Origin of the sequence: Streptomyces sp. NPDC060031, from assembly GCF_042736805.1 — a bacterium.
In the GTDB taxonomy this organism is placed as follows: Bacteria; Actinomycetota; Actinomycetes; order Streptomycetales; family Streptomycetaceae; genus Streptomyces.
In genome coordinates, this window is the sequence record NZ_JBHWVM010000020.1 from 43,448 (window position 1) to 66,678 (window position 23,231).

The 23,231-nt window shown below is 72.5% G+C and carries 25 protein-coding genes and 1 pseudogene; 10 read left to right on the forward strand and 16 right to left on the reverse strand.

From position 1 onward, the window contains the following. The first annotated feature begins 37 nt into the window (after positions 1–37). The 4 genes from ACFWB8_RS11825 (at position 38) to ACFWB8_RS11840 (ending at position 2,318) form a co-directional block, all read left to right on the forward strand. On the forward strand, positions 38–1,051 hold the full coding sequence (locus ACFWB8_RS11825; protein ID WP_385224917.1) for a sugar-binding transcriptional regulator: 1,014 nt from the start codon (positions 38–40) through the stop codon (positions 1,049–1,051). Between the two features lie 127 nt (positions 1,052–1,178). Next, positions 1,179–1,400, forward strand: coding sequence for a CarD family transcriptional regulator (locus tag ACFWB8_RS11830; RefSeq protein WP_365918320.1), 222 nt, complete (start codon positions 1,179–1,181; stop codon positions 1,398–1,400). A 64-nt stretch (positions 1,401–1,464) separates the two neighbouring features. Next, positions 1,465–1,911, forward strand: coding sequence for a ribonuclease domain-containing protein (locus tag ACFWB8_RS11835; protein WP_385224817.1), 447 nt, complete (start codon positions 1,465–1,467; stop codon positions 1,909–1,911). Further along, positions 1,908–2,318 (forward strand): barstar family protein, encoded by a 411-nt coding sequence (locus ACFWB8_RS11840; RefSeq protein WP_385224819.1) that lies wholly within the window; start codon positions 1,908–1,910, stop codon positions 2,316–2,318. The genes ACFWB8_RS11835 and ACFWB8_RS11840 overlap by 4 nt, the downstream gene beginning before the upstream one ends. 58 nt (positions 2,319–2,376) lie before the next feature. Here the strand turns inward: ACFWB8_RS11840 and ACFWB8_RS11845 are convergent, their stop codons facing one another. From ACFWB8_RS11845 to ACFWB8_RS11855, 3 genes are all read right to left on the reverse strand, one after another. Next, positions 2,377–2,850, reverse strand: coding sequence for a group II truncated hemoglobin (locus tag ACFWB8_RS11845; protein WP_385224821.1), 474 nt, complete (start codon positions 2,848–2,850; stop codon positions 2,377–2,379). Continuing rightward, entirely contained in the window at positions 2,847–3,176 is a 330-nt protein-coding gene (locus ACFWB8_RS11850; protein ID WP_385224823.1) for a putative quinol monooxygenase, read from the reverse strand. Before ACFWB8_RS11850 ends, ACFWB8_RS11845 begins: the two co-directional genes overlap by 4 nt. Before the next feature lie 81 nt (positions 3,177–3,257). Continuing rightward, positions 3,258–3,767 (reverse strand): hypothetical protein, encoded by a 510-nt coding sequence (locus tag ACFWB8_RS11855; protein ID WP_385224825.1) that lies wholly within the window; start codon positions 3,765–3,767, stop codon positions 3,258–3,260. Between the two features lie 81 nt (positions 3,768–3,848). On the opposite strand from ACFWB8_RS11855, the gene ACFWB8_RS11860 reads away from it, so the two are divergent. Both ACFWB8_RS11860 and ACFWB8_RS11865 read left to right on the forward strand, forming a co-directional pair. Next, positions 3,849–4,025 (forward strand): hypothetical protein, encoded by a 177-nt coding sequence (locus tag ACFWB8_RS11860; RefSeq protein ID WP_385224827.1) that lies wholly within the window; start codon positions 3,849–3,851, stop codon positions 4,023–4,025. Further along, positions 3,985–4,266 (forward strand): annotated as a pseudogene (locus ACFWB8_RS11865) (TMEM175 family protein); the annotation flags it as partial. The gene ACFWB8_RS11860 and the pseudogene ACFWB8_RS11865, both read left to right, overlap by 41 nt. Before the next feature lie 28 nt (positions 4,267–4,294). Here the strand turns inward: ACFWB8_RS11865 and ACFWB8_RS11870 are convergent. Then, on the reverse strand, positions 4,295–4,642 hold the full coding sequence (locus ACFWB8_RS11870) for a hypothetical protein (protein ID WP_385224923.1): 348 nt from the start codon (positions 4,640–4,642) through the stop codon (positions 4,295–4,297). Positions 4,643–4,681: 39 nt separating this feature from the next. Here ACFWB8_RS11870 and ACFWB8_RS11875 point away from each other — a divergent pair, with 39 nt between their 5' ends. Further along, positions 4,682–5,977 carry an IS701 family transposase gene (locus ACFWB8_RS11875; RefSeq protein ID WP_385224829.1) on the forward strand — a complete coding sequence of 432 codons (1,296 nt, stop codon included), beginning with the start codon at positions 4,682–4,684 and terminating at the stop codon, positions 5,975–5,977. A 536-nt stretch (positions 5,978–6,513) separates the two neighbouring features. Then, entirely contained in the window at positions 6,514–7,956 is a 1,443-nt protein-coding gene (locus ACFWB8_RS11880; protein WP_385224831.1) for a GuaB1 family IMP dehydrogenase-related protein, read from the forward strand. A gap of 119 nt (positions 7,957–8,075) precedes the next feature. On the opposite strand, the gene ACFWB8_RS11885 is transcribed toward ACFWB8_RS11880, so the two are convergent. The 8 genes from ACFWB8_RS11885 to ACFWB8_RS11920 all read right to left on the reverse strand — a co-directional run bounded on the left by ACFWB8_RS11885 (position 8,076) and on the right by ACFWB8_RS11920 (position 16,692). Further along, positions 8,076–9,311 (reverse strand): histidine kinase, encoded by a 1,236-nt coding sequence (locus ACFWB8_RS11885; protein WP_385224833.1) that lies wholly within the window; start codon positions 9,309–9,311, stop codon positions 8,076–8,078. Further along, positions 9,308–11,092 (reverse strand): cation acetate symporter, encoded by a 1,785-nt coding sequence (locus tag ACFWB8_RS11890; protein ID WP_385224835.1) that lies wholly within the window; start codon positions 11,090–11,092, stop codon positions 9,308–9,310. Before ACFWB8_RS11890 ends, ACFWB8_RS11885 begins: the two co-directional genes overlap by 4 nt. A gap of 104 nt (positions 11,093–11,196) precedes the next feature. Continuing rightward, complete coding sequence (locus tag ACFWB8_RS11895) at positions 11,197–11,472, reverse strand: hypothetical protein (RefSeq protein WP_385224837.1); 276 nt, start codon at positions 11,470–11,472, stop codon at positions 11,197–11,199. A 180-nt stretch (positions 11,473–11,652) separates the two neighbouring features. Beyond that, complete coding sequence (locus ACFWB8_RS11900) at positions 11,653–12,501, reverse strand: LytR/AlgR family response regulator transcription factor (RefSeq protein WP_385224839.1); 849 nt, start codon at positions 12,499–12,501, stop codon at positions 11,653–11,655. A 113-nt stretch (positions 12,502–12,614) separates the two neighbouring features. Further along, a complete protein-coding gene (locus ACFWB8_RS11905) occupies positions 12,615–13,568 on the reverse strand; it encodes an SCO0930 family lipoprotein (RefSeq protein WP_385224841.1) in 954 nt (317 codons plus the stop codon). Positions 13,569–13,691: 123 nt separating this feature from the next. Then, the gene (locus ACFWB8_RS11910; RefSeq protein ID WP_385224919.1) at positions 13,692–14,657 is read right to left on the reverse strand and encodes a GDSL-type esterase/lipase family protein; all 966 of its coding nucleotides are present in this window, start codon (positions 14,655–14,657) and stop codon (positions 13,692–13,694) included. Positions 14,658–14,740: 83 nt separating this feature from the next. Next, complete coding sequence (locus ACFWB8_RS11915) at positions 14,741–15,571, reverse strand: SDR family NAD(P)-dependent oxidoreductase (protein WP_385224843.1); 831 nt, start codon at positions 15,569–15,571, stop codon at positions 14,741–14,743. Beyond that, positions 15,568–16,692 carry an LLM class flavin-dependent oxidoreductase gene (locus ACFWB8_RS11920; RefSeq protein WP_385224845.1) on the reverse strand — a complete coding sequence of 375 codons (1,125 nt, stop codon included), beginning with the start codon at positions 16,690–16,692 and terminating at the stop codon, positions 15,568–15,570. The genes ACFWB8_RS11915 and ACFWB8_RS11920 overlap by 4 nt, the downstream gene beginning before the upstream one ends. Before the next feature lie 316 nt (positions 16,693–17,008). On the opposite strand from ACFWB8_RS11920, the gene ACFWB8_RS11925 reads away from it, so the two are divergent. After that, the gene (locus tag ACFWB8_RS11925; RefSeq protein ID WP_385224847.1) at positions 17,009–18,466 is read left to right on the forward strand and encodes an amino acid permease; all 1,458 of its coding nucleotides are present in this window, start codon (positions 17,009–17,011) and stop codon (positions 18,464–18,466) included. A gap of 10 nt (positions 18,467–18,476) precedes the next feature. Beyond that, positions 18,477–18,932, forward strand: coding sequence for an Lrp/AsnC family transcriptional regulator (locus ACFWB8_RS11930; protein WP_007262967.1), 456 nt, complete (start codon positions 18,477–18,479; stop codon positions 18,930–18,932). On the opposite strand, the gene ACFWB8_RS11935 is transcribed toward ACFWB8_RS11930, so the two are convergent. From ACFWB8_RS11935 to ACFWB8_RS11950, 4 genes are all read right to left on the reverse strand, one after another. Further along, on the reverse strand, positions 18,910–19,236 hold the full coding sequence (locus tag ACFWB8_RS11935) for a WhiB family transcriptional regulator (protein WP_385224849.1): 327 nt from the start codon (positions 19,234–19,236) through the stop codon (positions 18,910–18,912). The two genes, ACFWB8_RS11930 and ACFWB8_RS11935, sit on opposite strands and share 23 nt — an antisense overlap. Before the next feature lie 80 nt (positions 19,237–19,316). Then, the gene (locus ACFWB8_RS11940; RefSeq protein ID WP_385224851.1) at positions 19,317–20,447 is read right to left on the reverse strand and encodes an LLM class flavin-dependent oxidoreductase; all 1,131 of its coding nucleotides are present in this window, start codon (positions 20,445–20,447) and stop codon (positions 19,317–19,319) included. 78 nt (positions 20,448–20,525) lie between these two features. Continuing rightward, positions 20,526–21,893 (reverse strand): NtaA/DmoA family FMN-dependent monooxygenase, encoded by a 1,368-nt coding sequence (locus ACFWB8_RS11945; protein ID WP_385224853.1) that lies wholly within the window; start codon positions 21,891–21,893, stop codon positions 20,526–20,528. A gap of 75 nt (positions 21,894–21,968) precedes the next feature. Further along, entirely contained in the window at positions 21,969–23,138 is a 1,170-nt protein-coding gene (locus ACFWB8_RS11950) for an LLM class flavin-dependent oxidoreductase (protein ID WP_385224855.1), read from the reverse strand. Between the last annotated feature and the right edge of the window lie 93 nt (positions 23,139–23,231).

Consider the following 23,231-nt stretch of genomic DNA (forward strand, 5'->3'; position numbering starts at 1 on the left):
GAGTGTGAACAGCAGTGAGGAGAACGCGGTGTCTGCAATGTCGGCGGGACGGTCAGCCCTGCGGATGGGACCCGCGGAGCTGGTGCAGGCGGCGGCCATGGCGCGCCGCTTCTACCTGGAGGGCAAGTCCAAGATCCAGATCGCCGAGGAGTTCGGCGTGAGCCGCTTCAAGGTGGCCCGGGTCCTCGAGACGGCCCTGGAGCGCGACCTCGTGCGGATCGAGATCCGGGTGCCCGCCGAGCTCGACGCGGAGCGCTCGGACGCGCTCCGCGCCCGGTACGGGCTGCGGCACGCGGTGGTGGTCGAGTCCCCGGCCGATGCCACCGAGGACGCGCCGGACCCGGAGAACCTGGGCGCGGTCGCCGCCGACCTCCTCGGCGAGCTGGTCAACGAGGGCGACGTGCTCGGCCTGGCGTGGGGCCGATCGACCATCCACATGGCCGCCTCCCTGCACCGGCTGCCTCCGTGCACCGTGGTCCAGCTGACCGGGGTGTACGACGCGGGCACCGCCGAGCGCGGCTCCGTGGAGGCCGTGCGCAGGGCCGCGCAGGTCTCGGGCGGCGACGCGCACCCGATCTACGCGCCGATGCTGCTGCCCGATCCGGCCACCGCGGCCGCGCTGCGGGGCCAGACGGGGATCGCGCGGGCCTTCGAGTACTTCGACAAGGTCACGGTCGCGGCGGTGTCGATCGGCTCCTGGGAGCCGGGCATCTCCACCGTCCACGACATGCTGACCGACGAGGAGCGGGCGCACTACGCCTCCCTCGGTGTGGCGGCCGAGATGTCGGCTCACCTGTTTGACGCAGAGGGCCGCCGGGTGGGCCGGGACCTCGGCGAGCGGTGCATCACCGTGGAGGCGGACCGGCTGCGCCGGATCCCCGAGGTGGTGGCCATCGCCGGCGGGCTGCGGAAGGCTTCCGCGATCGGGGCGGTGCTGCGGTCGGGGCTGGTGACCAGCCTGGTCACGGATACGGCCGTCGCCGACTACCTGCTGACCGAGTCGCAGCCCGGGCTGCGGCCGGCGCTGGAGCGGGCCGACCCCGACGAGTGATTGTTCGGATTCTTCGGACGAATGGCGTCCAAACACGGCTCCGCGGTGTTCGCTGATGCGGATGGTGCCGTAATTGAGATCCGAACGGCGGACCGTGCGGCGGCCTCTGGGGCGCATACTGGTTCCAATGACAAAGTCAGCAGTACCTCGCCGCCATTTGCCGTCCAGCCCGTTCAAGGCCCCCGTGGAACCGCCGGTACGGCAGTTCAGCGTGGGCGACCGGGTTACTCACGATGAACACGGTCTCGGCCGTGTCGTCGGTATCGAGGAGGGGATCGCTGTCCTCGTTGACTTCGGTTCGGTCCAGAAACGAGTCCTGAGTCCCTACACCAAGATGGCCGCGCTCTGAGGCCTCGGCCGGTGCGGGCGTTACGCGATTCGCGAGCGAATCGGATATTTGGCACGATCGGTGCATGATCTTTCGGAACGTGCCCCGATCGTTGCTGCGTTTGCTGGGGGCCGTGTTCCTCTGTGCGGCGCTGGTGGGTGCGGTGGGATGCGGTGCGAAGAGTCCGGCGTCCGCCGCCAGTACCGGCGCCGGTTCGGCGGGTGCCGTCCCGCCGATGCCCGGGTGGGCGAAGGGGATGGCGACCGTACGGGCTGCCGAGCTGCCGCAGCAGGCCCGGGACGTCCTGGCGCTGATCGACAAGGGCGGGCCGTACGCGTACCGGCAGGACGGGACGGTCTTCGGGAACTTCGAGAAGGTCCTGCCCAAGCAGAAGCGCGGCTACTACCACGAGTTCACGGTGAAGACGCCGGGGGAGCGGGACCGCGGGGCACGGCGGATCGTGACCGGTGAGGGTGGGGAGTTCTTCTACACGGACGACCACTACAAGACCTTCGAGGCGGTTCTCCGATGACGCTGGATCCGCAGCCGCTGACCCCTGCCCTTGCCGCCGCCGAGGAGGCGGGGTGGACGACGTTCCGGCTGGACCTGGACGGCGTTCGGAGCAAGACCGGGCTGATGCGGCGGTGCGGGGACGCGCTGCGGGTGCCGGAGTACTTCGGGGGGAACTGGGATGCGCTGGCGGACGCGCTGCGCGATCTGTCGTGGCTGCCGGACGCGGATCCGCCGGGGCGCTTGCTGGTCGTGACCTCGTGGCGGGCCTTCGCCGCCGCGCGGCCGGACGACTGGGGCACCCTGCGGGAGGTCCTGGAGGAGGCCGTGGACTTCTGGCGCGAGGGTGACGGCCCCGGCCTGACCGTGCTGGTGGCCGAGCCGCCGCGGCCCGAGCCGCCGCGACGCAAGCCGACCGCCGGGCGCTGAGGCGCGGGTCGTCCGCCGGGGCCGGGCCCCGGGTCCCGCGCCTCACACGCCGGGACGGTCAGCTCTTCGGGATCCAGGGCGGGGTTTGCCCCCAGGACCAGACGGGGATTTCGGCCGCGTCGACCGGGGGCGGGTTGGGGCCCGAGTAGATCAGCGCCATACGGGTGCCCCACTCGATGTAGTACGCGAACACCGCGCGGAACTCCGGGTCCGACGGCAGGCCGACCTCGTCGGCCGTGTCCATCAGCAGGTCCACCCAGCGGCGGCGCTGCTCCTCGGTGATGCCGCGGCCCAGGTGCTTGGTGGCCATGTGCTGGTGGCCGCCGTGGTGGGCCGTGTACTGCGCCGGGCCGCCGAAGACCTCCGACAGCCAGACCGAAACGTGCCGGGGGTGCTCCGCGTCCATGCCCGCGAAGACCGGTGCCAGGATCTCGTCCCGCAGGGCGTGGGCGTAGAAGGCGTCGGTGAGGCGGTTCATCGCCTCCGTCCCGCCCATCCACTCGTAGATGGTGGGTGTGGTGCTGTCGCTCATGACTGTTCGGCAGCCTTTCCCGGGCCGGCCACCGCGGTGACGAGGTAGTGCTGCATCTCCTCGATGGCCGTCACGTACGGACGGATCGCGCTGAAGAACGCCGGGAAGTGCTCGCCCCTGCGGAATCCGTTGAGGTGGGCGTCGACGGAGGTCCAGCGGATGCGCAGGACGTAGCGCTCCTTCTCCTCCTCGCAGCGGGCCAGTTCGTAGTCGATGCACTCGGGTGAGGCGGCCAGGGCCTCGGCGGCCTTCCGGTACGACTCCTCGAAGGCCGGCTGGTCGTCCAATGCGATCCGGTAGCGGATGTATTCGACGGTCGTGGTCATGGTGCGTGCCTCTCCCTGGGACGGGTGTGGGTCGCCGCCAACCCTTTCGTGATCATGCGCGGGGGCGGGGCGCTTTCGTCCTCATGACCCAGACTTCCTGGAGTCTGTGACATCGGGGCCCTCCGCGCGGACCTGCTGCACCTTGGCCAGGGAGTCCCGGAGCTCCGTGAGCCACTCGTCCGTGTTGCGCGCGACGAGGCGGACGCACCAGGCCAGGGCGTCGGCTCGGCTGCGTGCCACGCCTGCGGCGACCAGGGTGTCGAGGACCTGGCGCTCGGGCTGGCGCAGGCGGGTCATCACCGGGACCGCGAGGTGGGTGAAGACGGTCCGCTCCTCGCCCGACTGCACGGCCCAGGCGACCTTGCGGCGGTAGAGGTCCTCCGCCTCGCGCGCGACCTCGATGCGCTGTTCCCGCGTGCGCTCGCGGAACTCCTTGACCGACTCGGTCGCCGGGATGGTGCCGACGACCGTGATCTCCTCGCGGTCGAGGGCCACCTCGGTCAGGGACTCGTAGACGTCCACCGGCAGGCGGTCCGCGAACCACTCGCGAAGCTGCTCGCTCTGCTGCTCGTTCCGCTCGGATGTAATCATGTAATCAACGTTGCATCGGTTGCGGACTTGATCGCAAGCGGTTCGCGTCCGCGTTCGCTCTCAGCCCATCGAGCGGTAGCGGTGGATCAGCGGCACCGCCATCGCGCCCACGTCTTCGCCCACGCCCGAAGCGACGCGCTCCACGACGCCTTCTACCGGGCGATCATGAATCTGAACGGCGAACCGGAGCACGCGTTCGGGACACTCGTCGTCCGTGATGGCCGGATCTGGCGCCGGACCGCCGGCTTCGGCGGCTGAGGCCCGAGATCTGGGTAGCGTGTGTGGGGAGGGTCGGGCAGCGCCCCCCGGGCACCCGCGAGGGCGCGAGCGCAGGGGTGAAGGGGAGGCCGTGGAGCAGGAAACGAACCGGATCGAGGCGTTCAGCGACGGCGTATTCGCCATCGTGATCACGATCCTGGTCCTGGAATTAAAGGTTCCGGAAGGTCAGGGGGGCGAGCTCTGGAACGGACTGCGGGAACAATGGCCGCACTACGCGGCATACGTCGTGAGTTTCCTGATCATCGGCGTCATGTGGGTGAATCACCACACGATCTCATCTCCAACGGGTCGACCGACCGCTGTTGTTCCTGAATCTCCGGGAACGATGATTCGGCCACTTTTTCCACGAAACCGTGGACGAGGACGGGGCCCGTGCGACGCGGATGCGATGCGGCCTGGGCGCCGTCGCCTACCCCTTGACCGTCGTCCTGTCCTTCTTCTCCGCCCCGCTCGCTCTCGTCGCACACTTCCTGATTGCCCTCTACTACGCGGCGAACCAGATCCCCATCCCCTTCGTGGTAGATGAGGAGCGGCTCGAAACTGCCAGCGACCTCAGGAAGTAGCCGCTCGGCCATACGGCCGTTCTGCGCGGTCAAGTAGGGTAATGGATCTAGCTGGTCGCGGGGGAGGCCGAGATGGCTCGCGTAGCTCTGCCGGAGGAATCCACCAAGGGAATCTCCGAATTGATCGACGTACTGATCTCACTTCTCTTCGATTCCTTACCCCGACGGGACCAGCGAAACTGGGCCCGCGTATATCTGAACGGCCTCGTGCGGACCACCGGCAAGAAGACAATCCGTAACATCGCCGGAACAGGGGCCAGTTCCGTCGAGCAGAGCCTCCAGCAGTTCATCAGCAAATCCCCGTGGGACTGGACCCCCGTGCGCCGCTCCCTCGCCCAGCACCTGGAACGCACCGCCCAGGGCCCGCTGGCCTGGGTCGTCCAGCCCATGGTCATCGAGAAGGCCGGTGACCGCTCGGTCGGCGTCGGCCGGCAGTTCGTCCCCCAGCTCGGCCGCACCGCCAACTGCCAGCAAGCCAGCGGGATCTGGCTCGCGTCCAGCGAAGCCGGCTTCCCCGTCGAATGGACCCTGACCCTCCCCGGACCGTGGACCAGCGAACTCCTGCGCCGCCGGCGGGCCGGCATACCCGACACCGCCCGCTCCCTCACTCCCGCCCAGGACGCCGTACACGCCGTCCAGCGGATGGCCGCGACCTGGCAACTCAAGCGCCGGCCCGTGGTGATGGAGGTCTCCAACCCCGAACTCCCGCAGTGCGTCGAGTCCTTCGCCCTCCAGGACATCCCCTTCGTCTTCAAGGTGGACGGCTCGCTGCCCGTCTCCTTCGGCGGCGCCGGCCGCCACAAACCCGGGCCGCACGTCGCGCCGGCCCGCGAGCTCATCGACTCCCTGCGCTCCCCGCGGCGCGTCGTGGAATGGACCCGGCACGGCCGCACCGAGGGAGCCGTGACCCTGCTGACCTCGGCCTCGATCTTCACCGCCGCCCCCGGCGAGGACCGGTTCGCGCCCGCGCCCCCCACCCCACTGCTGCTGGTGGGCGCGTGGACCGAAGCGGCCCTGCTGCCCTCCGAGTTCTGGATCACCAACATCGGGGACCGGCCGCTGGCGCAGCTCTTCCTGCTGGCCAAGCTCACCGACCGGGTCTCCCTCGACTTCACCGACGTCTGCGAACCCGTCGGCATCCGGGACTTCGAGGGCCGCTCCTTCCGGGGCTGGCACCACCACGCCACCCTCGCCAGCGTCGCCCACGCCGCGACCCTGCTGGGCGCCGGCGGCCGACTCCCCGAGGCCTGCCCCGGCCCGGCGCGCCCCGTGGCCAGCCGCCCGGCCGGCCGCGCCGCCACACCCCCGGTACTGCCGCCGCGACCGCTCACACACGGGCCGACCGTGCGCCGCGAGTACATCCGCTGATGCTCGACATCGCCGCGGAACTACGCGCGTGGTGCGCCGCCGGGCGGGACTACGCGCCGGCCACGGTGGTGGCCGTCAGCGGCAGCGCGCCGCGCGGACACCGGGGCCTCGCTCGCCGTGGACGCCGGCGACGCCGCGCGCTCGGCTCCCTCGCCGGCCCGGGCGGGGGCGCGGAGCTGGACCGGGCCGCCGCCGGGCAGGTGCGGGCGCTGCCGCTGGCCGGGCGCACGGGCAGGGCCCGCTTCCCCGGCGCCGACGAGGTGATCGTGGACTGGCCCCACCGGCACCTGGCCGCGGAATCGGCCGCCGGGTGCCCGGCTGCGGGCGCAAGGGGTGGGTCCGCTCGCGCGGGCGCGGCTGCGCCATCCCGGAAAGGACCAAGGTCCCGTAGGAAAGAACCACCCGGCCCGGTATGTCCTGGACGATCGGCCCGGGCGGCGTAAACCCCGGGCCATGGGAGAATGAAGTACGTGCGTTTCCTCGGCTGCCCTGTCAGCCACTAACAGGATCCTTCGATCGACTGGGATGTTCAGCACGTGCGTTTCCTCAATGACCTGAAGCCGCCGTACGACCTGACGTACGACGATGTGTTCATGGTGCCGAGCCGCTCCGCGGTCGGTTCCCGCCAGGGCGTCGACCTTTCCTCGCCCGACGGCACCGGCACCACCATTCCGCTGGTCGTGGCCAACATGACCGCCATCGCAGGCCGCCGGATGGCCGAGACGGTCGCCCGCCGCGGCGGCATCGTCGTCATCCCGCAGGACATCCCGATCGAGATCGTCACCGACGTCATCTCCTGGGTGAAGACCCGCCACCTCGTGCTCGACACCCCGATCACGCTGGCGCCCACCCAGACGGTCGCCGACGCGCTGTCCCTGCTGCCCAAGCGTGCCCACGGCGCCGGCATCGTCGTCGACGGCGAGGGCCGCCCGGTCGGCGTCGTCACCGACCACGACCTGACCGGCGTGGACCGCTTCACCCAGCTCTCCGAGGTCATGTCGAAGGAGCTGCTGCTCATCGACGCCGACATCGACCCCCGCGAGGCCTTCAACAAGCTCGACGCCGGCCACCGCAAGCTGGCCCCGGCCGTCGACAAGGACGGCAGGCTCGTCGGCATCCTCACCCGCAAGGGTGCGCTGCGCGCGACCCTGTACACCCCGGCCACCGACGCCAACGGCAAGCTGCGCATCGCGGCGGCCGTCGGCATCAACGGCGACTTCGTGGCCAAGGCCAAGCAGCTGCTCGACGCGGGCGTGGACACGCTCGTCATCGACACCGCGCACGGCCACCAGGAATCGATGATCACCGCGATCAAGGCCGTCCGCGCGCTCGACCCGCGGGTCCCGATCGTGGCCGGCAACATCGTCGCCGCCGAGGGCGTCAAGGACCTCATCGACGCCGGCGCCGACATCATCAAGGTCGGTGTGGGCCCCGGCGCCATGTGCACCACCCGCATGATGACCGGCGTGGGCCGCCCGCAGTTCTCCGCGGTGCTGGAGTGCGCGGCGGAGGCGAAGAAGTACGGCAAGCACGTGTGGGCCGACGGCGGCGTCCGCCACCCGCGCGACGTGGCGATGGCGCTGGCCGCCGGTGCGTCGAACGTCATGATCGGCTCCTGGTTCGCCGGTACGTACGAGTCCCCGGGCGACCTGCAGCAGTCCGCCGACGGGCGCTTGTACAAGGAGTCCTTCGGCATGGCCTCGGCGCGTGCCGTGCGCAACCGCACCTCGGAGGAGTCCGCCTACGACCGCGCCCGCAAGGCGCTGTTCGAGGAGGGCATCTCCACCTCGCGGATGTTCCTCGACCCGGCGCGTCCGGGCGTCGAGGACCTGATCGACTCGATCATCGCGGGCGTCCGGTCCTCGTGCACCTACGCGGGCGCGGGCTCGCTCGCGGAGTTCGAGGAGAAGTCGGTCGTCGGCATCCAGTCCGCCGCCGGTTACGCCGAGGGCAAGCCGCTGCACGCCAGCTGGAGCTAGTCGCTTTCCCCGTGGCCCCCGACCGTCCCAGGTGGACGGCCGGGGGCCACGTGCGTTCCCGGGGCGGAGCCCCGGAAGGGTTCTCGTCCGCCCCGCACGTCGCCCATCCCTCCGGTCGTTCAGTGCCGGGGGAGCCGTCCCTCGGGCGTGGAACTGTGCACTCCCGCACGGTATTTGGGAATCCGCACCGTGATCTTCATGCCGGCTCCGACACCCGTTTCGATGACGAGCCCGGAGTCGTCCCCGTACACCTGGCGCAGCCGCTCGTCCACATTGGGCAGGCCGATGCCGGAGGAGGAGCCCGCCCGCTCCCCGGCCAGGATCCGGCGCAGCAGGGCCGGGTCCATCCCGACGCCGTTGTCCTCGATGGTGATCAGCGCCTCCGCTCCCGCGTCCCGGGCGGCGATCGTGATGCGGCACTCCTCGGTGGAGTCCTCCAGTCCGTGCTTGACCGCGTTCTCCACCAGGGGCTGGAGGCACAGGAACGGCAGGGCCACCGGCAGCACCTCCGGAGCCACCTGCAAGGTCAGCTTCAGCCGGTCCCCGAACCGGGCTCCGGCCAGCGCCAGGTACTGCTCGATGGAGCGCAACTCCTCGGCCAGCGTGGTGAAGTCACCGTGCCGCCGGAAGGAGTAGCGGGTGAAGTCCGCGAACTCCAGCAGCAGGTCCCGCGCCCGCTCCGGGTCGGTGCGCACGAACGAGGCGATGGCCGCGAGGGAGTTGAAGATGAAGTGCGGGGAGATCTGCGCCCGCAGCGCCTTGATCTCCGCCTCCATGAGCCGGGTCCGCGAGCGGTCCAGCTCGGAGAGCTCCAGCTGCACGGAGACCCAGCGGGCGAGCTCGGTGGCGGCCCGCGCCAGCACCGCCGACTCCCGGGAGCCGTAGGCCACCAGTGCGCCCAGCATCCCGTCCTCGCCGGTCAGCGGGGCCACCACCGCCCACTTCAGCGGGCAGTGGGGCCGCTCGCACTCGGTCCGCAGGCTCTGGCTGCGGCCCGACTCCAGCATCACCGCCACTCCGGCCATGGCCCGCCGCTGGTGGTGGTCGGCGCCCGGCCCGTCCCAGGCCAGCACCGCCTCGCGGTCGGTGAGGCACAGCGCCTCGGTGCCGAGCAGCGAGCGCAGCCGTTTGGCGGCCTTGCGGGCGGCGTCCTCGGTCAGGCCCGCCCGCAGCGGGGGCGCGGCGAGGGACGCGGTGTGCAGGGTGTGGAAGGTGGCCCGTTCCACCGGGGTGCCGAGGTCGAGGCCGACGGCCCGTTCGCCGCGGCGGGCGTGCCACCGGCCGCCCGCCCAGCCGAGGCCCAGCAGCAGGGCGGCGCCCGCCGGCGCCAGCAGCGAGAGCACCGTTCCGGTCATGGAGCACCGCCCGCGTCAGCGCCCGTGCCCGCGAAGCCGATGCCGATGCCGATGCCGACGCCGGAACCGGCCCCCGCCGTCACGTCCTCCGGCAGGTGCAGCCGGGCCAGAGTCCCCGCCGTCCCGGCCGGGATCCGAGCCCGGGTGGCCAGCGACACCAGCACCATCGTCAGGAAGCCCAGCGGCACCGACCACACCGCCGGCCACGCCAGCAGCGTGTTGACCCACCCCGCCGGCACCAGCCCGGCCCGCGTCACCAGCACCGCACTCAGCGCCGCCCCGCCACCCGTCACCAGCCCGGCCACCGCCCCGGGCGGGGTCAGCCCGCGCCACCAGATCCCCAGCACCAGCAGCGGACAGAACGAGGACGCCGACACCGCGAAGGCCAGCCCCACCGCATCCGCCACCGGCACGTCCGTCGCCGCGACACTGCCTCCCAGCGGCACCAGGATCGCCACCAGCACCGCGACCCGGAAACTGCGCACCCCGCGCGCCCGCAGCACGTCCTGGTGGAGCACCCCGGCCACCGCCATGGTCAGCCCCGAGGCCGTCGACAGGAACGCCGCGAACGCGCCCCCGGCCAGCACCGCCCCCAGCAGCTCCCCGCCCACCCCGCCCACCAGCCGCTCCGGCAGCACCAGCACGGCCGCGTCCGCGTCCCCGGTCAGGGCCAGCTCGGGGGCGTAGATCCGGCCGAGCGCCCCGTACACCGGCGGCAGCAGGTAGAAGACGCCGACCAGCCCGAGCACCACCAGCGTGGTGCGCCGCGCGGCCCGCCCGTTGGGGCTGGTGTAGAAGCGCACGGCCACGTGCGGCAGCCCCATGGTGCCGAGGAAGGTGGCCAGGATCAGCCCGTACGTCGCGTACAGCCGCAGCTCCGGCCGGTCCCCGGACAGCGACTCCGACCAGCTGGAACCGCCCGGCGCGCCCTGCGTCCGGGTGCCCGGTACGGGCGTGTCCGGGGCGAACTCCAGCCGCGCGTGCGCCCGTACCGAATGCTGCCCGGCGCCGAGGGTCAGCGGGGCGGCCTCGAACGTGCGCCCGTCCACCCGGCCGGTCACCGTCACCGTCAGCGGGGTGTCCAGGGAGAGCCGTACGTCCTCCGAGAGCGTGACGGCGGTGTGCTCGCGGAAGACCGCCGGGGCGTCGAAGGAGACCCGCGGCGCCCCGTCCCCGGCCCAGGCCGCCAGCAGGAAGAACGCCGGGACCAGCAGGGCGGTGAGCTTCAGCCAGTACTGGAAGGCCTGCACGAAGGTGACGCTCCGCATCCCGCCCGCCGCGACCGCCGCCGTCACCACGCACGCGACGACCACCCCGCCCACCCAGTGCGGTGCCCCCGTCAGGATCTCCAGGGTCAGCCCCGCGCCCTGCAACTGCGGCAGCAGGTACAGCCAGCCGACCCCGAGCACGAACAGCACCGCGATGCGCCGCACCGCCTGCGACTCCAGCCGGGCCTCGGCGAAATCGGGCAGCGTGTACGCCCCCGAGCGCCGCAGCGGGGCCGCCACCAGCACCAGCAGCACCAGGTACCCCGCGGTGTAGCCGACCGGGTACCAGAGCATCTCGGGCCCCTGGAGCAGCACCAGGCCCGCGACCCCGAGGAAGGAGGCTGCGGAGAGGTACTCCCCGCTGATGGCCGCCGCGTTGAGGCGGGGCCCGACCGTCCGCGAGGCCACGTAGAAGTCGGAGGTGGTCCGGGATATCCGCAGCCCCAGCGCGCCGACCAGCACCGTGACCAGCACGACCACGGTGACCGCGGTCAGCGCGTACGTCTGGTTCACCGGTCGGTCCTTCGGCTGGGGGCGGGGGTGACCGGAGTCTATGCACGGCCCCTGACCGGGCAACAGGCGTGATCCGGCGCCATCCCCGCATCCTCACGCGGGAGTCAGCGCGCCGGGTCCCGGTGCTCCTCACAGTCGCGCAGGGCGATCTCCAGCTCCACGTACGACTGCTCCGCGCGCCGGAAGGCCAGCGTCAGCGCCGCCTGCGCCCGGGGCGGCAGCTGCTGCGTGACCCCGTCATTGGCCTCGCCCAGTACGTCGGCCCAGCGCGCGGCCGCACTGCGCAGCCGGGCCAGCAGCGCCTCGGCCTCGGCGGGCCCGGCGGGCCGGGTGCGGGGCAGTCCGGTCAGGGCGTCGAGCAGCGCCTGGATCTCGGACATCTAGGCATTGCCTCCTCCCGCGCCGGAAGATCCACGATACGCGGGGGCACCCGCGGCGGCGGACCGCTGCGCCACCGCTGCGGCCGACGGCTCCGCCGGGTCGCCGTACGCCCCTCCCGGTGCGACGAACGGCTCACCGGTTCGCCGGACGGTCGAAGCGCCGCCCCGGCGGCTCCGCGCTCAGCGCATCGCCTGGCGCATCAACAGGTCCCGCAGTTCCCGTGCGTGCCTGCGGCTCACCTGGAGTTCAGCCGCGGCGACTCGCACGGTGGTGGTGCCCGCGTCGAGGCGCAGCTCGTCGATCCGGCCGAGGGCGACCAGGTGGCGGCGGTGGATCCGGACGAATCCGCGCGCCGCCCAGCGCTCTTCGAGCGTGGACAGGGGGATGCGGACCAGGTGGCTGCCCTCGTCGGTGTGCAGCCGGGCGTAGTCGCCCTGGGCCTCGACGTACGCGATGTCCGCGATGGGCACGAAGCGGGTGACCCCGCCCAGTTCGACGGCGATCTGCTCCGGGACCTCGGCGGCCGGCTGAGCGGGGACCGTGAGGACCGGGGCGGGCGGGACGACCGCGGTACGCGGGGCCGCGCCCGCCGGCAGGCCCCGTGCGGGCGCCGCCGCAGGCGGATCCTCGGCGGCCCGGCCGAGCTGCGCGCAGACCCGCCGGACGGCCTCGGCCAGCCGCTCCGGCCGGACGGGCTTGAGCACGTAGTCCATGGCCTTGAGGTCGAAGGCCTGCACCGCGAACCCCTCGTGGGCGGTGACGAACACGATGAGCGGCGGCTGCGCGAACCCGGCGAGCAGCCGGGCGATGTCCAGGCCGGTCAGCCCGGCCATGTGGATGTCCAGGAAGACCACGTCGATGCCGTCGGCCCCGTCCGGGCCGGTCTCCAGCGCCCGGGTGATCCGGCGCAGCGCCTCGGTGGCGTCCGAGGCACCCTCGGCGCTGAGCACGCGGGGGTCGGAACGCAGCAGGTAGAGGAGCTCCTCGAGGAGCGGCTTCTCGTCGTCGACGGCCAGTGCGCGCAGCATGCGACGGAGTCTAGGTTCCGCTCCGTCCGGGGGAAACGGTGCGCGGCCCCCGCCCCGGGGGAGGGAGGCGGGGCGGGGGCCGCGCGGTCAGGTGGCCGAGTGTCCGGGCCGGACTATTGGACGGTGATGAGCTTGCCGTCGGGGGCCACGGCGTACCACGTGCCGCCGACGCCCTGCCCGTTGGTGTCGCCCGCCTTCTTGTCACCGGTGAAGGTGTAGACCGGCCAGCAGTTCACGGTCTGCTGCTTCTTGCCGTCGGGGCGGTCCAGGACCAGGTAGTTCTTCTCGATGATGCCCTTGGCGTTGGCCTGGTCCACGGGCGGTACCACCGGCCACTTGGCCACGCAGTCGCCCTCGCACTTGGACACCATCGGCCAGGCGGTGTCCGGCTTGAAGCGGTAGACGGTCATGCCGTTGCCGTCCACGATGTGGTCGCCGAGCTTGGGGTCCTTGGCCACGGTGAGGGCGCCCGCGCTCTGGCCGGCGGCCGCCGGGGCGGGGGCCGCCGCCTTCGCGGCCTTCTTGCCGTCGGGCGCGGCCGCGAACCACGTGCCGCCGACGCCCTGGCCGTTGGTGTCGCCGGCCTTGGCGTCCTTGCCGAACCGGTACATCGGCCAGCCCGCCACCGTCAGCTGCTTGGTGCCGTCGGTGCGGACCACCTCGCCCAGCAGGCTCGGGTCCATGCCGGCGGCGGCGGTCACGTCGCCCGCCGCGACCACCGGCCAGGTCTTCGCGCAGTCCCCGTCGCAGTTCGACTTCGGGGGCTTGGCGGTGTCCTTGTCGAAGCGGTAGAGCGTGCGGCCGGCGCTGTCGGTGAGGAGGGAGCCGATCTGGTCGTTCGGGGTGATGGCCAGCTGCCCGGCGGGCTTCGCCTCCGAGGCGGAGGCCCCCGCGTCGCCGTAGCCGCTCGAACCGTAGCCGTCGTCCGAGGCGGGGTCCTGGGCGGCGGCGGCCCCGGCCGGCTTGACCGAGTCGGCCGACTTCGCGTCGTCCCCGCCGCATGCCGTCGACGTGAGGGCGACGACAACTGCCACGGCGGCGAGGGTGGTTCCGCGCTTCATGCCCATCTTGATCTCTCCCACGTGTGTCTGCGGTGCCCGCCGCTCCGGCTGCGGAGCGGCGGCAACTGTGTGCAGGACACGCCGCGTGGGGTCCGGTCTGTTCAAGCCGGTCGCTGTGGGGTGTTTCACTCACTCCGCGGTGAACCCGGCCCGCCGCAGGGCCGTGGCCACAGCGAGGCCGAGTGTCAGGTGTCCGGAGTCGTTCGGGTGCAGCCCGTCCGCCAGGTGCTCGGGCCCCAGCACGTCCCGCCCGGCCAGCAGCGCGAGCCGGTCGTCCCCGGCGGCGATCCGGTCCCTGGTGGCGCGCTCCATCGCATCGCGCAACGCCCCCAGGGTGGCGCCCAGCTTGTTCGGGGTGCGCTCCGCGTCGGGCCGCAGCACGGGGGAGACCAGCAGCATCGGGGTCCGGGGGTGGCCCTGGCGGACCAGTTCGAGGAACACGCGCGTGGTCTCGTACAGCAGGGGGGCCGAGAACGGCACCCGGGACCAGCAGTTGGTGCCGAAGGCGAGCGTGAGGACGTCGGCGGAAAGTTCCGCGAGCTGCTCGGCGGTGGCGAGCTCGCCCCGCGCGGCGCCCGCGTACCCGAGGTTGACGGTGTCCCAGCCGAGCGCCCGGCCGGTGACCGCGGGCCAGCCGTGCGCGGGGCGGGTCGACCACCAGCCCTCGGTGATGGAGTCGCCGTGCACCACCCAGCGCCGTGCGGGCGGCGCCGGGGCGACGGCGCCGCCGATCCCGCGCAGGCCGAGGATCAGCGGGGACTGCGTCTCGGGCGGATGTACGGTGAACGGCCCGTGCGACCGGGGCAGTTCGATGCGTACGACGGCCTCCGCGGCCGGCTCGGTGAACACCTCGCGGACCACCCCGTGCCGGTCCCAGAGCGCGAACCCGTGGGCCACGTCGCGCAGCGCGTCGGTGGGGCCGGGCACGGTGGCCCGGTAGCGGATCTCCACGGCCCGCGCGCCCTGCGCGGTGAACTCCAGCCGCACGCCTATCGGCAGGGTGGCCCGCTCGCCCGTGTCCCAGGGCAGCCGCATGGTGTCCGCCGGATCGGCGCGCACCGGGCGGCCCCTGTCCAGCCAGGCCACGCCGCGCAGGAAGGGGACCGGGTCGAGCCAGGGGGCGGGGGCGGCTTCGGAGCTCTCGTGGGCCGGTTCTGTTCGCCCGGGGGGCTGCGCGGTCACTGTTCGCCTCCGATCGTCGGGTACGGGAACTTCACGCCGACCCCGCCATCCACCACCAGCGTCTGCCCCGTCACGTACGAGGCTTGCGGCGAGGCGAGGAAATACAGGGCGGACGCGATGTCCGAGGTCTCGGCCACACGGCCCAGCGGGGCGTTTCGCGCATTGCGCCGCCGGCCCTCGTCGCCCAGCAGGGCGGCGACCCTGGGGGTCCAGACGACCCCCGGGGCCACCGCGTTGACCCGTACCCCGCGCGGGCCCAGTTCGACCGCCGCGGAGCGCACCAAAGACATCAGCCCGGCCTTGGCGGCCCCGTACGCGGCGTGCAGCGGGGCGGCCGTGAGCCCCGACACGGAGGCGACGAAGACCAGGGGGCCGCCGCCGGCCGCCGCGACGGCCTCGCCGCCGTACTGGACGGCGAGCCAGGCGTGCCGGAGCACCAGGTCGAAGTGCCAGTCCCAGCCGGCGTCGTCGATCTCGGGCAGCGCGGCGTACCGGGCCATGCCGATGACGTCCACCACACCGCCGACCGGGCGGCCGCCGAGCAGCCGCGGGGCATCGGCGAAGAGGTCCCGTACGGCCTCGCGCCGGGTGGCGTCGACGGCGTACGGGACGCCGGCGACCTCGGCGGCGACGGCCCGGGCGCGCCCGGCGTCCACGTCCGCGCACAGCACGCGGGCGCCCCCGGCGGCCAGGGCGTGGGCACTCTGGCGGCCGATGCCGTTGCCGGCGCCGAGGAGGACGAAGCCGCGGCCGTCCAGCCGGTGCAGGGCGGGGTAGTCGGGGACGGGGGAGGCGTCGAGGGAGGTGTCGAGGGGCTCGGTGCTCACGGGGCGGCCGTCCGGGGCCGGTAGCGGGCGAGCTCCGGGATGACTTCCTTGCCCAGGATCTCCAGGGTCCGCAGGATCTCCCGGTGCTCCAGGTAGCCCCACTGGACGTAGCAGATCAGCTGGTCCACGCCGAGGTCGGCGTACCGCTTGGCCTTGGCGACGATCGCCTCCGCGTCACCGATCAGGATCATGTCGCCGTCGCTGAACTCCCGTACGGGCACGTTCCCTTCGAGGATCGGGGTGAGCAGCGGGAAGGTCCGATCGCGCTCTTCGGGGGTCAGGTGGGGCAGCTCCCAGTCGAGGGTGAAGCGTGCCAGGTTGGAGTACCACCAGGCCACGGAGTCCCAGACGTGGGCGCCCGGCTCGGTGCGCGGCGCCGTCGCGTGGACCAGGGTGTAGGCGCTGACCCGGTTCGTCGTGACGTCGGTGAGCGGCCGCGGGGTGCGGGCGGCGGCCCGGTACGCGGCCACCTGCCGGGCCATCGCCTCCAGCGGCTGCATGATCGAGAAGGAGAGCAGCCCGAGGCCGTTCTCCCCGGCGATCTCGGCCGAGCCGGCGGAGGTGGCCGCCATCCAGGCGGGCGGGTGCGGGTCCTGCACCGGCTTGGGGGTGACCATGCGGCGCGGGAAGCGGAAGCGCTCGGAGGCGTACTCGAAGTACTCCTCGCGCCACATCCCGGTCACGATCCCGATGGCCTCGCGCCAGTCGTCCCGGGACTTCTCCCGGTCCACGCCGAAGGCGGTCTGCTCCATGGGCGTGGAGCGTCCGGTGCCCCACTCGACCCGGCCCCCGGAGAGCACGTCCACGGTGGCCACCTTCTCGGCGATCCGCTGGGGCGGGGTGAAACCGAAGGGGGTCAGGGTCACCCCGAAGCCGAGCCGGATGCGTTCGGTGAGCCCGGCGAGGTGCCCGAGGAGCACCTCGGGGGCCGGGCAGTGCGAGCGTCCCTCGCGGAAGTGGTGCTCGACCGCCCAGACCGTGCGGAAGCCCATCCGGTCGGCGAGCCGGATCTGCTCGACCGCCTCGCGGTAGGCGCGCTGCTCGGCGGCCCGCTGTCCGTGCGGATGGGGTCCGTGCCAAGGCCTCGGCACGTCGATCTCGTAGAGCACGTCCAGATCCATGGCGGCACGCTGCGGGATATCTGACGAAGTGTCAAGAACGACGAAATGGCCCCCCGCGCACTGATCGATCATCCGTACGCAACAAAGGACCATCCGGGACAGATCCGCGCAACGATCGTGCGCCAATGTGCAAGGATGGTGCATTACGGGCGGTATCCCTCAGCTCGTAGGCTCACTCGCTGTACGTGGAGTGGCGCGGACCGCCTGCTCGGCGGTCCCCCCATGCCCAGACAGGCTCTGCCCTGCCTTGGGACTGCTCCGGACCGCTGCGGTCGACGCCGACAATCCCCACCCGCAGCGAAAAAGGAGTCCCCTCGTGCTCGACCACGGCCAGGCGCCACCGCTCACGTCCGAGCCCCGCAAGCCCGCGCACCCGCTGCTGCGCCGCAAGCCCGTCGAGCAGCTCGTCGCCGAGGGCGGCCAGGGCGAGGGCGGGTCCCTGCGCCGCTCGCTCACCATGTGGCAGCTGACGATGATCAGCATCGGCGCCACGCTCGGCACCGGCATCTTCGTGGTCCTCGGCGAGGCGGCCCCCAAGGCCGGCCCGGCCGTCACGATCTCCTTCATCATCGCGGGCCTGACCGCCCTGTTCTCGGCCCTGTCCTACGCCGAGCTGGCCGGTTCCGTACCGGTCTCCGGCTCCTCGTACTCGTACTCCTACGCGACCATGGGCGAGTTCGTCGCCTGGGTCTGCGGCTGGTGCCTGGTCCTGGAGTACGCCGTGTCGGTCGCGGCCGTCGCCGTCGGCTGGGGCCAGTACCTCAACGAGCTGCTCGACGGGACCATAGGCATCACCATCCCCGAGAAGCTCTCCGCCGCCCCGCTGGGCGACGGAGGCTGGATCAACCTGCCCTCGCTGGTCGTGGTCCTGCTCTCCATGGTCTTCCTGATGCGCGGCGCCAAGGAGAGCGCCCGGGTCAACTCGATCATGGTCGGCGTGAAGATCGTCACCCTGCTGCTCTTCATCGGCATCGGCGTCATGGGCATCAAGTCCGGCAACTACGCCCCGCTCGCCCCGCTCGGCGTCACCGGCATCAGCGCCGCCGCCTCCACGCTCTTCTTCTCGTACATCGGCTTCGACGCCGCCTCCACCGCCGGTGAGGAAGCCAAGAACCCGAAGAAGGACCTGCCCCGCGCGATCATGCTCTCGCTGGGCATCGTCACCGTCCTGTACGTCCTCGTCGCCTTCGTCGCCGTCGGCGCCATGCCGTGGCAGGACTTCGAGGGCACCGAGGCCGCGCTCGCGCAGATCATGACCAACGTCACCGGCGACAGCTTCTGGGGCGTCGTCCTCGCGGCCGGCGCGGTCATCGCCATCTTCTCCGTCGTCTTCGCCGTCCTGTACGGCCAGACCCGCATCCTCTTCGCGATGTCCCGCGACGGCCTCGTCCCCAAGGTGTTCGCCAAGGTCGACGCGAAGACCGGCGTCCCGCGCGCCAACGTGGTGATCGTCTCCCTGTTCTGCGGCGCGCTGGCGGCCTTCATCCCCCTGGGTGAGCTCGCGAACGCGACCAGCATCGGCACGCTCTTCGCCTTCGCCCTCGTCAACATCGCCGTCGTGATCCTGCGCCGCACCAAGCCCGACATGCCGCGCACCTTCAAGGTGGCGCTCTTCCCGGTCACGCCGATCCTCGGCTTCCTCGCCTGCGCCTACATGATGTACAGCCTGCCGGTCGCCACGTGGATCGCTTTCGGTGGCTGGATGGCCGTCGGCCTCGTGGTCTACTTCCTGTACGGCATCCGCCGCTCCCGACTGGCCACAGCAGAGAAGTGATCCACCCGCAGTGCGACTGAACGATCTCGACGAACGCATCGTGCACGCCCTCGCCGAGGACGCCCGCCGCTCCTACGCGGACATCGGCTCCGAGGTCGGGCTCTCCGCCCCCGCCGTCAAGCGGCGCGTGGACCGGCTGCGCGCCGAGGGCGCCATCACTGGCTTCACGGTCCGCGTGGACCCCGCCGCGATGGGCTGGGAGACCGAGGGCTTCATTGAGATCTACTGTCGCCACAACACCTCGCCGGACGACATCCGGCGAGGTTTGGAGCGGTACCCCGAGGTGGTGTCCGCGTCGACCGTCACCGGCGACGCGGACGCCCTCGTCCAGGTCTTCGCCTCCGACATGCGCCACTTCGAGCGGGTCCTGGAACGCATCGCGGGCGAGCCCTTCGTGGAGCGCACCAAGTCCGTCCTGGTCCTCTCCCCCCTCCTGCGCCGCTTCACCTCGGGCGCCCCTGCCTGACCGGCGCGTACGCGCTGCGGCGGGGCGAGCCCGGGGCGGTGAGGAGGGTGTGGCGTTCCTCCTCCGTCAGGCCGCCCCAGACGCCGAAGGGTTCCCGGGTGCGCAGGGCGTGGGCCAGGCAGGCCGTGCGGACCGGGCAGGAGGCGCATACGCGCTTCGCCGCCTCGTCGCGGTCCTCGCGGTCCTCGCCCCGCTCGCCGGCGGGGTGGAAGAAGCGGGCCGAGCCCAGGTCGCGGCAGGCCGCGTGGGACTGCCACTGCCAGTGGTGCATCGCGGAGCCGGGCAGGTGGGTGACGTCGGTCATGGCAGTTCCTTTCCGTGGATTGTCCCGCGTCTGACCGCGCAGCGCGCCCCGAAACCTGCCGTGGGCAAAGTGGACCCCGATTACCGCCGCCGGTCCCACTCCTGCGCCAGAAGCCGGTACGAGCGGACCCGGTCGGCGTGATCGTGCGTGATCGTGGTGATGAGCAACTCATCGGCTCCGGTGGCCTCCTGGAGGCGCTCCAGGTGGTCGGCCACCGTCGCGGGGGAGCCGACGAACCGGGTCTCCACCCGGTCGGCGACCAGCGTGTGGTCCGCCGCCGTCCAACTCCCGGTCAGCGCACGGGCCTCGTCCGGCGTCGGGTAGGGGATCGCGCCCTCGGCCGTACGGATGCTGCGTACCCAGGGCCCGTACCCGGTGGCCAGCTCCCGCGCCGTGGCATCGTCCGGCGCCACCACCACGTCGGCCGAGACCGTCAGGTACGGCCGGTCCAGCGCGGCGGACGGCTTGAAGGCCGCCCGGTAACCCTCGGCCGCCTCCAGCACGCTCGCCGGGCTGACGTGGTAATTGGCCGCGAACCGGAGCCCGTTGGCGCCGGCGGTCTCCGCACTCACCCCGCCGCTGCTGCCCAGGATCCACACCTCCACCTCGGCGCCCTCACCCGGCACGGCATGCGCCTCCACCCCCTCCGGCGAGCGGTACTCCCCGTGCAACAGGGCCAGTACGTCCCCCACTTGCCCGGCGTAGTCCTGCGGCTCGCCCCCCGGCAGGTTCAGCAGCCGCTGCTGCAGCGCCACCCGCGGGTGCTCGCGCAGGTGCGCGAAGGAGAACGGCGCTGGAATGCGCAGCCCGTTCGCCGTGGTGTGACCGCCCGGCGGCGCGGCCGGGGCCTGCCCGGTGCGCTGCGGCGGACGGCCCGCCGAGCGGCCCAGGCCCAGGTCGAGACGGCCCGGGTGCAGCGCGTCGATCAGGCCGAACTCCTCCACCGTCGACAGCGCGGTGCGGTGTCCCAGCTGGACCGCGCCCGAACCGATCCGGATCGTGGACGTGGCCGAGGCGGTCAGCGCCAGCACGACGGCCGGCGAGGTCCCGGCGACCCCGGGGTTGAGGTGGTGCTCGGCGAACCAGTAGCGCGCGTAGCCGAGCCGCTCGGCCTGCCGGGCGAGGTCGATGCTGCCCCGCAGTGCGTCGGCGGCGGTGGCGCCGGACGAGATCGGGACGAGGTCCAGGACCCCGAGCGGAATACCGGTCATGGTCGTGCTCCTCCTCGGTGTGGGGCCGCCCCGGTGTCCGGCGGCCTCAGTGTTCAGCGGCCTCAGCGTTCGGCGGCCTCAGTGTTCGGCGGCGGCGAGGGTGCGTGGCGCGCCGAGGCCCAGGTGGTCGCGCAGCGTGGGCCCGGTGTACTCGCTCCGGAACACCCCCCGTTCCTGGAGCAGCGGCACCACGGTGTCCGCGAACGCGTCGAGCCCGCCGGGCGTGAGGTGCGGTACGAGGATGAACCCGTCGGCCGCGTCCTGCTGGACCAGGTGGTCGATGGCCCCGGCGACCGTGGCGGGAGATCCGACGAAGGTCTGCCGCCCGGTGGTCTCGATCACCAGCTCCCGGATCGACAGGTTCCGGGCGGCCGCCAGCTCCCGCCACTCCTTGGCGACGGCCAGCGGATCACGGAACTGCCGGACGCTGGCCCGCCCGAGCGCGATGGTGTTCTCGCCCGGGTCCGGGTCGACGTCCGGGAGCGGGCCGTCCGGGTCGTAGCCCGACAGGTCCCGGTTCCAGACGTGCTCCAGGTACTTGATCGCCGTGGCCCCGCTGACCTGCTTGAGCCGCACCTCGTGGGCCAGCTCCCGCGCCTCGGCGTCGGTGTCGCCGAGCACGAAGGTCGCCGCCGGCAGGATCTTCAGCTGGTCGGGAGTACGGCCGTACCGCGCGAGCCGGCCCTTGACGTCGGCGTAGAAGGCGCGGCCCGCCTCCAGGGTGCCGTACCGGCTGAAGATCGCGTCGGCGTCGGCCGCGGCGAACTCCCGGCCCTCCTCGGAATCACCCGCCTGGAAGATCACCGGCCGGCCCTGGGGGCTGCGCGGCACGTTGAAGTGCCCGGAGATGTCGAAGTGCCGACCGCGGTGGGCGAAGGCGCCGGCGGCCGCGTCCCGCAGGAAGGTCCCCGAAGCCGCGTCGGCGCGGATCTCCCCGCCGTCCCAGGCGTCGAACAGACCGCCCGCGACGGCCAGGAACTCCCGGGCCCTGGAGTAGCGCTCCTCGCGCGGCAGGAAACCGCCGCGCCGGAAGTTCTCGCCGGTGAACGCGTCCCAGGACGTGACCACGTTCCACGCGGCCCGGCCGCCCGACAAGTGGTCGAGGCTGGCGAACTGCCGGGCCACCTCGTACGGCTCGTTGAAGGTGGAGTTGATCGTGCCGGTCAGGCCGAGGCGCTCGGTGACGGCGGCGAGCGCGGCCAGGACCGTGAAGGTGTCCGGTCGCCCGACCACGTCCAAGTCGTATATCTCGCCGCCCTGTTCGCGCAGGCGCAGACCCTCGGCGAGGAAGAGGAAGTCGAACTTGGCGCGTTCGGCGGTCCGCGCGAAGTGCGCGAAGGAACTGAACTCGATGTGGCTCCCGGCAGCCGGATCGCTCCACACGGTGGTGTTGTTGACCCCGGGGAAGTGCGCCGCGAGATGGATCTGCTTGAGCGGCCTGCTCATGGTCGTTCCCGTCTTTCGGTCTCTCGGAGCCGACGGTGGGTCGGTCGGGTCGGGTGCGAAGGCCCGGTCAGGGCACTAGGCGGCCGCGTACCGGTTCGCCGGGCGGGGGAGACCCAGCAGGCCGCGGAGCGAGGAGGCCTCGTACGCGCGCCGCAGCAGCCCCCGCCGGCGCAGTTCGGGGGCCAGGCCGCGGGTGATGGCCGGCAGGTCGTGCGCCGCCACCCCGGGGCGCAGCCGGAAGCCGGACAGCCCCGCCCGGCGCCACTCCAGCAGCAGGTCCGCGAGCTGCTCCGGGGTGCCCGTGAAGACGTGGGCGTCGCTCGTGTACGCCGATCCGTGCGCGGCGTCCAGGCGCTGGAGCCGACGCTCCGCGACCACCGGCGCCTCGTCGAGGAACACGACGACGTCCCCGAACAGGTGCAGCGGCTCCGCGGCGCGCCCGGCCTCCTCCCTCGCCGCGCGCACCGCGGCGACGGCGGAGCGCGCCTGGTCCGCGTCGCGCGGGGTCAGGTAGCCGAGGTCGGCGCCGTGCGCGAGGAGCGGGAGGGCGGCGGGGTCGGAGGCGAGCGCGGTGACGAGGGGCTGGCCCTGCGGCGGCCGCGGCGTGATGGACGGACCCCGGACGCTGAAGTGGCGTCCCTCGAAGTCGACGGGGTGGAGCTTGGCGCGGTCGACGAAGCGGCCGGTGGCGGCGTCCCGGATCTCGGCGTCGTCCTCCCAGCTGTCCCACAGCCGGCGGACCACCTCGATGTGGTCGGCCGCCTCGGCGTACAGCCCGGCGGTCGTCCCGATGTCGGTTCGCCGGCCGAAATGCCGTGCCTCGTCGGGGCGTTCGGAGATCTGCACGCGCAGGCCAGCGCGTCCGGCGCTGACGTAGTCCAGGGTGGCCACGGCCTTGGAAACGTGGAACGGCTCGGTGTGGGTGGCGCTCACGCTCGGCACCAGCCCGATGTGCCGGGTCAGCGGGGCCACCCGGGCGGCGGTCAGTACCGCGTCGAGCCGGCCGCGTACCTGGTCGGTGCGGCCGTCGGGCTCGGCGGGGTCCGTGGACTGCAGGGCGAGGGAGTCCTCGAAGGTGACGAAGTCCAGCAGGCCGGACTCGGCCTCGGCGACCTGCGCGGCCCAGTGGGCGGCGCTGAACAACCGGTCGGCGCCCGCGCCCGGTTCGCGCCAGGCGGCCGGGTGCCAGCCCGCGCCGTCGAGGGCGACGGCGAGGTGGACCGTGGGGGAGGAGGGAGCGGGCATGCCGGGGTGCCTTCCTGATCGGGGCGTACGGGCTCGCCGGGCAGCCGGTGGGGCGGCGCGGCGCGGCGCGGCGAAGGAGACGCGGATCAGGAA